Below are 12,911 nucleotides of genomic sequence, written 5' to 3' on the forward strand. Positions count from 1 at the left end.
GGTACAAGCCCCCGCCCTACAGCACCTCTCAGGCCCCGACCTTCCTCAACGTCTCAATCGCCAACTGGTAGCTCTCGGGCGCGACGGAGCTGCTTACCGAATGGTCGGACTGGAAGACCCACCCGCCGCCCCGGCCGGCCTGGGCCTTGTATGTCACCTCACGCCGTATCTCGTCCGGGTCGCCGCGTTCCAGCACGCGCACGTCAATGTTCCCGACCCACGCCAGGCGCTCGCCGAAGTCGCGCTTCAGCTCGACAACGTCCAGCCCGGCCTTTGCCTCCAACGGATTGTAGGCGTCCAGGCCCAGCTCGATGAGGTCCTCGAAGATCGCCGTGGCGCACCCGCAGCCGTGATAGACGGTCATCAGGTTGTGCTCGCGGCACACCTCGATGAGCGCCTTCACGTGGGGCTTGAACATGTCGCGCCACAGTGCGGGTGAGAAGAGCATTCCCCTCACGTAGGCCACGTCGCCATAGATGTACATCCCTGCCAGGCGCCCCGCCCCGGCTGCGATCTGCGCCCGCAGGGCCCCGACCATCCACGCGCCGATGCGGTCCACGAAGGCCCCGAGCTGCTCTGGGTACAGGCCCATCCACAGCAGCGCGTTCTCGCTGCCGATGATCCGCCACAGGTACTCATACGGCTCGCATACGCCGCCGAAGAGCGCAAAGTCGCCCTCGTAGGGCTTCACGCGGTCGTCCCACGAGGGGATGTTCCGTGACAGCGCGTCCCCGACGCAGTTGAGCTGGTCATCGCCGCCGCTGAAGAAGCGACGGGGATCATCCGGGGCGTCGAAGGCGAAGTCGGCCATCTCTTCAGGGCGGCTGACCGAGAAGCTCTCGAAGTGCGGCATGGGCTTGTCGCCGGAGCGGCGGATAGTGGCCCCGAAGCCCGTGCGCACCACGATGTCCTCACCCACCTCGCAGAGCACTTCGAACTCCTGGACACGCGGGTCGAGGTTGGGCATGATGGTCACGTAGTCCAGGTCGAAGGCGCGGTAGGGGTCGAAGTCCTCGCCCCACTGGGCCCGGCAGCGCTTCAGGAAGCCGGTCCAGAAGGCCTCCCCGGCGGGGATGCGGTCAGGCTGCCGGTGTGCAAGGGCATCGCGAAGGCGCTGGGTCTTGGCGGCGGCCTGGTTCATGTACTTGCTCCCCGTCAGTGCAGGCGTATGTCGTCTCCTGGCGCAAAGGCATGGGGCACCCATGCCCCACGCCCGTCGCAGTACGTGGTGTTGTAGCCCCCCTGGTGCGGTCCTCTTGGCGATCCCGTGAGGAAGCCGTTCTCGAACTCCATGACGGTCTTGTCCGGGTCTTCCAGCTTCTCGGCCACGACCCCATAGACTTGCAGGTTGAAGTCATAGCTGTAGATGCTGCCGGTTGAGGGGCAGACGAAGACCTGGCCATTCCGATAGCGTATCTGGCGGTGCCAGTCGTCAGGCGGAAAGCACTTCGCGAGGTCCGGCGGACCGGTGCTCACAAGCCCCGCCGCGAGGTCCGGGTGGAACGCGACCGCCGGCCTTGGTGGCAACCGCTCGTCCGAGTCCGTAGCGTACTGCAACGTGCAGAAGGCGAGGCTCTTCATGTTGGAGAGACAGCTTGTCTGCCGGTTCTTCTCGCGGGATGGCGCCAGCAGCGGACCGACCAGTGCCAGAGTCGCGAGTGCCAGAAGCAGGCATCCGCCGCAGGCGAATGGCCAGGGCAGGTGTGAACCAGACCCAGCTCGGCCTGCTCGCGCCGGATCGGTGTCAGATGACATCCGCCCTCAACCCCATCACCTGCGCGCACTTGCCGACTCGGCTCATCTGGTCACCCGGTGAGAGCGCCACGTGGTGCGAGCCGCCCAGCTCCAGGTAGCGGCTCAGGAACGGCTTGAGGCCCGCCGCCGGCGCGAAGCGGAAGTGCGGTGTGGCCTGGCCGGGGACAAGGAAGTCCCGTGCCTCGCCGAGCGTGGCGATCAGGTGGCACGCCCCGCCCGCGCCTACAGTCAGATTGACCAACGTCATCGGCCCGGGTTCCATCGTGAAGGCCAACGAGGCCGAGACGCCGCCGCTGCCTACCCACCCGTCGCGGCGGACCATCTGAATCTGCTGGCCCTGCTTGGCCATGCGCGGGTTGCCCTCGGCGAAGTGCGACATGAAGACCGTGCCGCCGCCGAAGTCCATCGTGAACATCTCGCTGAAGGTCGCCAGCCCGGTGAGGTGGTGCATCATCAGCACCGCGGCGGAGGACGTGACATCGCCCTCACCGCCGAAACCGAGGCCCTCGGCCATCAGGCGCGCCGCGGCGGCGAAGGGCAGGGCCTTGAAGCGCGGATCGTGCCCGAGGGCCTCGTAGTGGATGGAGATGCCGTCCAGGCCCAGGCGCCGCACCGCTTCCCGCACGGCCACCTCGGCGCGCGCCGACGCCGTCAGCTCGGCTTCGGCCAGGTCGGCCGCGAGGTCGTATTGGGCGCGGTAGTCGGCCACGGTCGCCTGCACGGCCGCTTCGTCGGCGTTGTCCTGCAACTCGGCCAGCAGCCCCAGCGACACCTGTTGCACGTGCGGCCCGACCTCGGCCAGGAAGCGCGTCTCATCGAGGCCGAAGTCGCCCATGTCCTGGAAGGGGCTGCCGATACGCCCGATGTCCGCCCCGCGCAGGCGTCGCGCGGTCGCGGCGGCGATGGCCCAGTCCTCCAGTTCGGCCAGAGCTGCCGCATCCTCCCACAAACCCGTCACCACCCCGAAGGGCTTGCCCATGCGCACGAGCGTGTTCGCCAGGTCCTGCTGGCCGTGCATCCCATGGTTGAGCAGCATGTCGTCGGGGGCGAAGCCCTCGGTGATAGCGGGCAACTGCTGGGTGTTGAAGAGCACGAGCGGCACGTCGGCCCGCAGCAGCCCCGGCAGAGAGATGAGGCTGGGCGAGTACGAGAGGTGAACGATGACGATGAGGTCCACGTCGGCAGCGCGGAAGTCAGCCAGGCGCTGCTCGACTTCCTCACGCGTGACGGCAATGCCCCCGTACGTCACGTCAGCGAAGCTGCCGAGCTTGCCGGCCACCTTGGCGGCGAAGGGCTCCTCGCGTGGCTTCAGATCAGGCACGGCGCGGTCATACAGCTCCAGCATGAGGCCCAGGAGGCCGAGGCGCGGCTTGTCTGGCATGTCAATCATCTCCGGAGGAGGGCTGGCGCAGTGTTCGCCATCGCGCGCCGTCTTCCCTTGCGAGCCGCCGGAGGTCGCACCGGGGCCCCCAGCGAAGGGGCGTCCCGCCGCCTGTTGGCGGCAGAAAGGTCGTGAGCTTCACCATGCGGTTCGGGTTGATCGGCCTGGGGGCGGCGGGACGGAGCCATCTGGCGGTCCTGGCGAGGATGCCGGAGATCGAGGTCGTCGGCATCGCCGACTTGCAGGAGCAGTATGTGCGGGAGATGCAGGAGCAGTACGGCATCGCCCGCGGCGTCACGGACCCGGCGGAGCTGATCGAGGACCCGGACATCGAGGTCATCGCCATCGCGGCCGGCGACCGGGCACACTACCCCCTGGTGATGGCCTGCGCTGCGGCCGGCAAGCACGTCGTCTGCGAAAAGCCCATCGCCACCGACCTCGGCCATGCCCGCGAGATGGTGGCGGCCATGGAGGCAGCGGGCAAGCTCTTGTGCATCAGCTTCAACAACCGCACCGATAGCGTCACCCGCCGCGTGCGCGAGGTAGCGCAGTCGGGCGTGGTCGGCAACATCCGCATGGTGCGCCTCATCGGGCTCATGGCGGCGCCCGACAACCGCCTGTTGCGGGATCGCATGGGCGAGCAGGCCGCCTATCAGCGCCTGCTGAACATCTGCGAAGACGGCAAGAACGCGATGTTCGACTGCGGCGTCCACAGCTTCGACTTCGCGCGGTTTCTCACGGGCAGCGACTTTGCCCGCATCGAGGCGATGGGCTACAACCTGCGCGGCCTGACCTACCCCGACCACGGCGTCGCCCTGTGCGTGATGGCCAACGGCATCTTCGTGCTGATCGAGAAGGGCTTCGACTATGCCTTCGAGGCCAGGGACTACAAGGAGTACGTGCGGTACGAGGTGCTGGGCGACGCCGGGAGCCTGGCATGGGACCTGGACACGCAGACGCTGAGGGTGTACGGCCGCGACGAGACCCTACAGGAGCCGCTCGGGCACGGCGGCAAGGGGGATGTGCGGGAGCTGATCTACCGCGACTTCGTCCACAGCGTGCAGCAGGGGGCCCTGCAGCCCTGGCTGGCGTCCGGCATGGACGGCCTGAAGGCCACGGAGGCGGCGCTGACGGCAGTAGAGAGCATGATGGCCAGGGGGGTGGCGACGCGGGACGTGGGCCCCGTGCGGAACTGGTTCGAGCAGATATAGACACATCGGACCGCCCTGCAAGCAACCGGGCCCGGCACCACTGCCGGGCCCGGATCCGGTTCGCGTTGGCACTGCCCGCAGTCTAGCCCGTCTCCGCCAGCCCGTTCCGGACGCGCCGCGCATACTCCGCCGCCTGGTGCACGAACGCCTCCAGGCGCGTCAGCGCCGTGGACTGCTCCAGGCCGTCATACACCATGTTCAGGAACGGGATGCCGTCTTCATCCTCGCGCACGCGCTTGAGGATCGCGTTGGACACCGTTCCGGGCATGCACGTGAAGGGCATGACGGCCACCAGGCCCGAAAGGCCCTTGCGGGCGAAGTCTACCGCCTTGCCGACGGTCATGATGGCCTCGCCCTCGAAGGACTTGTCCACATAGGGGGCGGCCATCTCCAGCACGTCGTCGGTGGCAGGCTCTTCGGCGTTGTCGAGCAGGCCATGCATCGCGCGCGCCAGGGCGGCCTCGTCGCGGCGCATGACGCCATCGGTGATCTTGTTCTTGAGCACGAGCTTCCAGTCGCCATCCAGCCGGGCGCGCATGTCGCGCCGGAAGTTGCGGTACAGGAACCACTCGAAGACCGGCGCGGTCCAGACCTCGGCGCCCAGGCTCTCGAGTTGCCGGATCAGGTTCTGGTTGCTGAAGGCGTTGGCGCGCACGTAGAACTCGCCGACGATCCCGATGATGGGCTTGCGCTGGGCCCGGTCCACGGCGATGTCCCCAAAGCGGCGGGCGATGCGCCGCATGACGGCAGGCAGGTCCTCCTCGCGCGCGATGGCCTGCCGGATCTCGCGCACACTCACTTCGGCCGCCGCGTCACAGGCCCCCGACTCGGCTTCGTACGGGCGCAGCTCCAGCACAGCCTTGTCCACCATGTCCACGGCCACGAGCCCCCGCCAGCCATTGCGCAGGAACTTGTGGCCCACAATGCCCATCTCGTCGTAGAAGTGGCTGGCCTGGTTGGGCGCGAACATGGGCACATCTTCGTAGCCCAGGTCATCGAGCACCATGCGCTGCAGGGCGTTGTACTGCCCGAAGCGGCACGGCCCGCCCGACCCGCCCATGAAGAAGGCGACCTGGTCGCGCTCGTCCGGGTGGTGCATCATGTACTTGACCATGTCGCCGGTCGTGACGATGCACGGGAAGCACTCTTTCCCGGTCGTGTACTTGCGGCCCCAGTAGAGGGTCTCCTCGTCCGGCTCGGGGAGCACGTCGGCCGGCATGCCACAGGACTCGAAGGCCGCCGCCAGGCCGTGCGCGTGGGCGCTCATGTTCGGGATCAGGACCGTGCGGCGGTTGGCCCCGTCAATGGTGAGGGGGCGGAAGGTGCGCCCGCCGCGGTAAGTGCGGCCCCTGGTCGAGTCCAGACTGTCCAGATAGGCCTCGCAACGGGTGATCATCCCCGCGTCCGCCGAGTGCTCATCTACCTCGATCTGCAGGAAGGGCTTGCCCCCCAGGCGTTCGGCGAAGAAGCGGGAGAGGAAGCTGTCGGGCCCGCAGCCGAAGTTGGTGATGTACACCGCGTGGAGGCGGTCATCGCGCGCGATCATCTCGGCGGCGGCCAGGATCTTGTGGCCATAGCGCCAGTACATGTTGAACCAGTCGCCGGGCAGCTCCACATCGTCGAGCGGCAGGAAATCCATGGGGATGACCAGCTCGCCCATCTCACGGAGCTTGCGGGGGATTTCCAGGTTCGCCCCCGGATCGCAGCCGTTGTAGGCGCGGCTCACGACCACCAGGGCGCGCTGGTCGGGCTGCAAGCCCGCCAGCATCTCCTCCCCGCGCCGCCGCTTGGCCTGCTCGAACGCCTCCTGGGCCGCCGCGGCGGCTTCCAGCGCCCGCTTCAGGTCGGCGGTGTTGCGCCCCAGCTCCCGCGCCACGCCCTGCAGAGCCTCGATCCGGTGCCGCAGGCCCTTCTGCAGGTAGATGACGGGCTGCAGCACCTTCACGCCGGCCGCGGCGAAGTCCACCGACGACTTGCACGAGTAGCACAGGCTCTGCACGTACGGACAGACGAAGCTGTCAGTGGTCTGGGCCTGTTTGCGCTCCAGGTTGACCACGCTGGGCAGCCAGATGTAGTCAATCTCATGCCGCTCCACGAGATTGAGGACATGGCCCAGAGCGACCTTCATCGGGAAACAGGTCTCGGCGACCGACTGCTCGGCGCCCTCGTGGATGATCTTCTTGTTCGTGGGGTCGGAGAGGACGATCTCGCAGCCCAACTCGGTCAGCAATGCCTGCCAGAAGGGGTAGAGTTCGTGGAAGAGCAGGGCCCGAGGGACGCCCACGCGGGGGCCGCCGGTGGCTGAGCCTGAGTTCGCCGGCTGCCCCAGCAGCATCTGCGCCCGCTCGCGGAACAGGTCAGGGGTCGTCGGCTTGGCCTTTCGGCGCCGGTCCACGTCATACTTCTCGCAGCGGCTGCCGTAGTATAGCGGCTCCTCGCCCTCGACCATCACCTTGTTGATCTCGCAATGGTTCGAGCAGTCCTGACACTCGAAGCTCTCGACGGTGTAGTTCCGGCGGCTGAGGTCGAAGCCCTTGAACTTGCTGCCCGCGCCGGTGTCGTGCTCGCGCGCGATGAGCGCGCAGCCCAGCGCGCCGGTGACTTCATTGTGCGCCGGCACGGTGATTGGCTTGCCGGTTACCGCCTCAAAGGCAGCAACGACGGCCTGGTTGAAGGCGGTCCCGCCCTGGAAGAAGATGCGCTCCCCGACGGGCTTGCGGGCCACGACGCGGTTCAAGTAGTTGGTCGCGATGGAGTAGGCCAGCCCCGCGACGAGGTCGGGCACCGGGCTGCCGCTCTGCTGGTGTTTCATCAGCTCGGATTCCATGAACACCGTGCAGCGCTCGCCCAGATCGATCGGCGTCTGGGACTGGAAGGCGAGGCGGGCGAACTCCTCCTTGATGCTGATCCCGAGCTTCTCCGCCTGCTCCTCCAGGAACGAGCCCGTGCCGGCTGCGCAGACCTTGTTCATCTCGAAGTCCACGACCGCGCCGTTGCTCAGGGAGATGTACTTGGAGTCCTGCCCGCCGATCTCGAAGATCGTGTCCACCTGCGGGTCAATCGCCAGCGCCCCCCGCGCCTGGGCCGTGATCTCGTTCTTGACCACATCGGCGCCGATGAAGTCGGCGATCAGGTAGCGGCCCGAGCCCGTGGTGCAGGCGCCCTGGATCTCGACGAGATCGGCCACCTCCTCCCCCACTTCGGCCAGGCCCTGGCGGACGGCCTCGATGGGCCGGCCGGCGGTCATCAGGTAGCGCTTGGACAGCACACGGCCCTCGGCGTCCATGACGACCACATTGGTCGAGATGGAGCCGACATCCACACCCAGGTATGCGGGCGTCTTCTGGCCGGGCGGCGGGGGTGTCACTTCGGCGGGCATGATGACCGACTGGTCCAGCTTCAGAGGCTTGAGGGGGAGCTTCTGGCCGAGGTGGCTGTACTGCGCCAGATCGGACAGACGCGACCAGTTCACCGTCGCGCAAGCTGGCTCAGAGCTGGCCGGGAAGGCGGCGTACACCGCCCCGATGGCGCCCATGCACCCGAAGTGCTCGGGGATGACGAGCTCGGTCTCCGACAGCTCCAGGACCTCGCGCAGTGCCTTCACGATGCCAGCATTGGCCGCGACACCGCCCTGAAAGGAGACGGGCGGCTGAATCCTCGTTGCCGAGCCCACGGTGCTCTTGAAGTTGCGGACCAGCGCGTAGCACAGCCCGGCCACAATGTCCCTGACCGGGGTGGCCTTCTGCTGCAGATGGATCATGTCGCTCTTGGCGAAGACGCTGCAGCGGCCGGCGACGCGCGGGGGGTTCTCACTGGTGACGGCCAGGGCGCCGAAATCCTCGATCGTGAGCCCCAGGCGGGTGGCCTGCTGGTCCAGGAAGGAGCCGGTGCCGGCAGCGCACATGGTGTTCATGGCGAAGTCGGCAACGCCCCCCGGCGCGTCTGCGCCTGCGTCGTCGTCCGCGACGTCCTTCATGATGACCAGCTTGGAGTCCTCGCCGCCGATCTCGATGACCGTGCGGACCTGCGGATAGAGCCGAGCGGTGGCCGCCGCCTGGGCGACGACCTCGTTCACAAAGGGGATCCCGAGAAGAGAAGCGACGACCCGCCCGCCGTTGCCGGTGGCGGCGACGCCGGCGACGCGGCCGGGCCCGAACTCGTCAACGATGGCCTGTAGGGCCTCGGCAGCCTGCTGCATGGGGTGGCCCTTGTGCCTCAGATACTGGGCCCGCAGCACGCGGCCGCTCGGCTCCACCACAGCCACGTCCACGCTCACCGAGCCTACGTCAACACCTACAAACACGTCGGACATTACAGCACACCCCAAGACAGACAGCATGGCGACAGAGGGCCGGGCAAACCCGACGGTATGCCCGGCCCACTGGTGATGCGACAAGCCGGGAGGACTTGCCCCCGACGTCAGTTGCGTAACGTAGCTATTATAGCCGAAGCCAGTTGCCTATGCAAACCGCCCTCGGCGGCGCCCTAGGGCCGGGTCAACTCGTCCTGAAGCCAACGCGCCGTTGCCTTCAGGCGGGCCGCCGCCTCCGGGGCGTCGAGCCGCTGGAGTGGGGCGATGGTCTCCAGGTACCGCCTCCGGCACTCCTCCTGCAGCTCAGCCGGCGCCACAGCCACCTGCAGAGCCCGAATCTCGTCGAAGCTGACGTTCGGCAGGGCCACTCCGTTGAGCAGGCGGTGGATCTGCAGCCAGCCCAGGTCGCACTTCAGGTATAGCATCGCGTAGCACGGGTCTAGTCCGTCCAGGCGGATCAGGTCCACGAAAGAGCCGACGACCGCCGGCGTCTCGTCCAGGAAGACGGCCAGCCGGTTCTTGAGCAGAGACCCCATGCCGGACCGCGCGAAGACAATGTCGCCGGGCTGCAGACGGGCTGAGGGCCGGTCCCACGGGCAGTCGTATGGCACGCGCGTGGCCGTCTGCAGGTCCACTCCCGCCACGCCGATCTGTCCCTGTTGCACGAGCGCCACCCCGTCCGCGGCTTCCGGGGGCCGGCGCCGCGTGATGATCGGGCCGTAGGTGAGGTGAATGATGAAGTCACCCAGGGGGCGCAGGGGGGCGCGGCAGGTCGCCAGCACCGCTGCGTAGGCGGGGTGCCAGTACGCGGGGTCCCCCCGTCGCGCGTACTCGGGATCGTCCTGGCGGGCATAGGTCGTCAGCATCACTGCAGCCGGCGGATCGTGATGGACCAGTCCACGATGTCCACCTGGTTGCGCTCCTCGGCCGTGGCGGGGCCGGTGAGGGTGGAGTCCCCCGAAGTCTCCTGCTCGAACAGCCCCGAGCTGTTGCTGATCGTCTGGTACTGATCGGTCGGGAAGGTCACGTAGCGGTTGCCCAGCCGCCCCAGGCCGTCGTAGGTGTGCTGGTCCGGGTCGGTGATGCTCTCGTCGAAGATCAGCTCGTTGGTGGTGATGACATTGATGCTCAGATCAGGGATGTCGTCACCCAAAGAGGACACGTCCACCGTCGCGCGCAGGATGGTGCCCCCCGACGGCAGCGTGTACTGATACGGCGGCCCCAGGGAGGTGCCCACGGTCGAGAGGTCCTTGCGGACCGTCGCTGTCCCGCCCTGGACGAAGTCGGCGGCCGTGATCGTCCCCCCGGGGATCACCGTGTTACTCGCCCCGTTGACGGTGTTGGCCTGAAGCGTGCCCGTGGTCGTCTCAGTGCTGCCGCTCTCGGGCTCGAAGCGGTTCTGGACCGTGGCGGTGGTCGGCGCGATGGTCAGGGTCTGAGTCCCGGCCTGGGCGGCGTTGAGCGTAAGGGTCAGCCCCAGTCCGGATAGCGAGTCCGCCTGCAGCGCCACGCCCCCGGCGTTCAGGTTGGTGATGACAGACTGCTCGGCGGCGGTCAGCGCGCGCCCGCCCGAGGCGGCCGGGGCAAAGACGACCGACCCGGCCACGACTTCCCCCGCGGCATTGGTCGCCAGCGTCAGCGTTCCGGCCGCCTGGAAGCTCGCGTTGGCCACCGAGGCGACCATGCCCGTGCCCGAGACCGTGACAGCCCCGAAGCTGACGCTCTGGACGGTGAGCGTACTGACCCCGACGGTCGAGCCCGTGGGGGTGCCGCCCACAGCGGTGATGCCGCCGCCCGCGTTGCGCAGTTCGAGCCGGCAGTTCACGCGGAAGAGGGTGTACTGGCCCTGGTGGTACTCAATGTAGTGGGTGAAGGACCCGGTGCCCCAGCCGTTCTCCCAGTACGGCCCGGCGGCGACAGGCACGGGACCGTCATCGCCGTCGTCGCCGTCGGCGTCAATGGGGATGAAGTAGTAGAAGGCGTCGTTGATCGTGCCCGCCATGCGCACGTAGAAATCCACGACGACCGAGGGGGCGCCGCCGCCGGCGCCGCCGTAAGCGCAGCCGCTCAGCGCTACGGCCAGGCTGGCTGCCGCGACCACGAGCGCCACGCGCAGGATGATCTCGGTCCGGGTCCTACCGCCGACTGATGGCACGCTCGATCAACTCCTGAGGGTGTTCCACAAGCACGCGCTGCAGGTCGGTCTCGGCCAGGCCGGCGCACAGCGCCACCCGCTTCGCGAACTCCTCGGTCAGGATGTGCCCGGGCACGTGGGTGTCGCTGTTGACCAGCAGCTTGGCCCCGGCGGCCAGCGCGGTCCGCGCCACGTGGCCGTTACCCAGCGAGTGCCCGTCCTTGGCCGTGACTTCCACAAACACGCCATTGCCCGCGGCGGCCTCGGCAGCCTCGGGCGACAGCAGGCCCGGATGGGCCAACACATCCACATCGGCGCAACTGGCTGCCGCCAGGTTGGTGCCCGGTTCCACCGGCTCCACCGGCGTCTCGCCGTGCACGACCACGTGGTCGGCCCCGAGCGCCTTCGCCTGGGCCGCCAACTCCGCGATGGAAGCTGCCGGCACGTGGGTCAGCTCGACGCCAGCCAGCACCTGGAAGCCCCAGTAGCGCGCGGCCAGCTCGGCATCGCGGCGCACCTCGGCGATGATGCGCTCCATGGTGCTGGCACCGCAGTGATCCGCTATGCCCAGGGCCCCGTACCCGACGACGGTGCATCGCCGAATCAGCTCGATGGGCGACAGCACACCATCGGAGAGGAACGTGTGAGTGTGGAAATCGTAGACCATGCAGGCCTCGTCTCTGGTGGATTGGGCGGGCGACCCGCCCCGCCTGTGGGAGCGGTCACCGACCGCGACCCAGCGCTGCTACTTGCCAGTCAGCCACCGCACGGCATTCACCAGCAGCCCCTGGAACCACTCGCTCGAGTTGGGCTGCTCCTTGGGCCCCGGGGGCAGGAGGGTCGAGGCGTCCAGCACGACGATCCGCCCCTCCCGGAACTCGTGGGCGCTCGCCACGACTTCCTCGCCCACCGTGGCCAGCGGCCAGGCGGCGAAGGCCCAGACTGCGCCACCGGCGCCGACGCGCCCCGGCTGCCCCATCCCCTCGGTGATCGGGTGGTGCTTGAGCACCCCCTGGCCGGCGGGACGCCCCAGGGTGAAGCTGATACCGAACTCGCCGAGGGCCCGGTTGAGTGCCGACACACGCTTCGCCGGGCTCTTGGCTCCGTCGTCGAAGCCCAGGGCCAGCAGGGAGCCGCCGAAGCTCACATAGTCGGCCAGCGCGGCCGTCTCCGCCTCGTCGAAGTCCCGGTGCGAGCCGAGGACGACGAGGGCCGGACGGCCCTGCAGCACCTCGGCCAGCGTGTGCGTGTCCTTCTCATACCGCAGCGGCTCCACGGGCAGGCCCACGGCCCCGAGCTGGCGCCCGAGGACACCGACGACGCCCTGCCACGGCTCAGTCTCCGGTAGGTCCACGACCGCCTTCTGGGTCAGATCGGCGGCGGCGGCGGGCTCGGTGGCGGCTTGACCGGCGCCGATGCCCCCATTGGGCGGCGCCAGGCCCTGACCAGCGGCCCAGGCGATGGCCTGTGCCAAGAGCCGCGCCTGTGGCGATCCGGGAGCGCGCGACGCATCGTCCATGGCCACGAGCGGCTGCGCCAGCACCACCACGCGCCCCTTGCCCACCGTTCCGGCCACGGCCACCGGACTGCCGTCGAGCAGGGCGATCGGCTCGAGGGCGTCGGCAACAAAGGCGCCACGCGTGGTCCGCGCGGGCAGGTCAGTGATGTCGCTCGTGACCGCGTGGGGCAGCAGCTTGAGCTCCTGTCCCGGCCCCTGGATCGGGCCAATCCGCACCTCGAACCGGCGCAAGAACTCGTTGTTGGCGTCGCGCTCGTCACGCGACATGGTCGCGACGAACACCAGGCCACCGCCGCTGCGCACAAACTCCCCGAAGTCGAGCTTGGTCTCCTTCAGGAGCTTGGCTCCGGTGCCGACGACGAGTGCCGCCGGCGGGCGGTCGTGCTGTGCCGGCTCGTGCACCTTGAGCCACCAGATGTCGTACTGCGGCTGCAGCGCCGTGTAGGCGGCCTTCACCGCCGGAGACACCGGGCCGTCCGTTGGCAACTCCATCAGGAGCAGCGGCCGGTCGGCGCCCCAGGCCCCCGTGAGCGCGCCCAGGCACAGGGCCGTCAGCACTAACACCGTCAGCGATGGTCCGGGTCTCATAAGGCAGCCTC

The 12,911-nt window shown here is 68.4% G+C and carries 9 protein-coding genes; 1 reads left to right on the forward strand and 8 read right to left on the reverse strand.

The genetic code is table 11. The features are described from left to right. Window positions 1-28: 28 nt before the first annotated feature. From LLH23_21110 to LLH23_21120, 3 genes are all read right to left on the reverse strand, one after another. On the reverse strand, window positions 29-1,141 hold the full coding sequence (locus LLH23_21110; protein ID MCE5240969.1) for a uroporphyrinogen decarboxylase family protein: 1,113 nt from the start codon (window positions 1,139-1,141) through the stop codon (window positions 29-31). 14 nt (window positions 1,142-1,155) lie between these two features. Next, complete coding sequence (locus LLH23_21115; GenBank protein ID MCE5240970.1) at window positions 1,156-1,581, reverse strand: hypothetical protein; 426 nt, start codon at window positions 1,579-1,581, stop codon at window positions 1,156-1,158. Window positions 1,582-1,744: 163 nt separating this feature from the next. Beyond that, entirely contained in the window at window positions 1,745-3,136 is a 1,392-nt protein-coding gene (locus LLH23_21120) for a hypothetical protein (protein MCE5240971.1), read from the reverse strand. Between the two features lie 131 nt (window positions 3,137-3,267). Between LLH23_21120 and LLH23_21125 the strand changes: the two genes are divergently transcribed. Beyond that, window positions 3,268-4,347 carry a Gfo/Idh/MocA family oxidoreductase gene (locus tag LLH23_21125; protein ID MCE5240972.1) on the forward strand — a complete coding sequence of 360 codons (1,080 nt, stop codon included), beginning with the start codon at window positions 3,268-3,270 and terminating at the stop codon, window positions 4,345-4,347. Window positions 4,348-4,429: 82 nt separating this feature from the next. Here the strand turns inward: LLH23_21125 and LLH23_21130 are convergent, their stop codons facing one another. From LLH23_21130 to LLH23_21150, 5 genes are all read right to left on the reverse strand, one after another. Next, the gene (locus tag LLH23_21130) at window positions 4,430-8,659 is read right to left on the reverse strand and encodes an acyl-CoA dehydratase activase (GenBank protein MCE5240973.1); all 4,230 of its coding nucleotides are present in this window, start codon (window positions 8,657-8,659) and stop codon (window positions 4,430-4,432) included. A 173-nt stretch (window positions 8,660-8,832) separates the two neighbouring features. Then, a complete protein-coding gene (locus tag LLH23_21135) occupies window positions 8,833-9,525 on the reverse strand; it encodes a hypothetical protein (protein MCE5240974.1) in 693 nt (230 codons plus the stop codon). After that, complete coding sequence (locus tag LLH23_21140) at window positions 9,525-10,814, reverse strand: hypothetical protein (GenBank protein ID MCE5240975.1); 1,290 nt, start codon at window positions 10,812-10,814, stop codon at window positions 9,525-9,527. The genes LLH23_21135 and LLH23_21140 overlap by 1 nt, the downstream gene beginning before the upstream one ends. Next, window positions 10,795-11,460 (reverse strand): histidinol phosphate phosphatase domain-containing protein, encoded by a 666-nt coding sequence (locus tag LLH23_21145; GenBank protein MCE5240976.1) that lies wholly within the window; start codon window positions 11,458-11,460, stop codon window positions 10,795-10,797. Before LLH23_21145 ends, LLH23_21140 begins: the two co-directional genes overlap by 20 nt. Before the next feature lie 78 nt (window positions 11,461-11,538). Then, a complete protein-coding gene (locus tag LLH23_21150) occupies window positions 11,539-12,900 on the reverse strand; it encodes a hypothetical protein (GenBank protein MCE5240977.1) in 1,362 nt (453 codons plus the stop codon). Between the last annotated feature and the right edge of the window lie 11 nt (window positions 12,901-12,911).

The sequence above is a fragment of the bacterium genome (genome assembly GCA_021372615.1).
Lineage (GTDB): Bacteria > Armatimonadota > Zipacnadia > Zipacnadales > UBA11051 > JAJFUB01.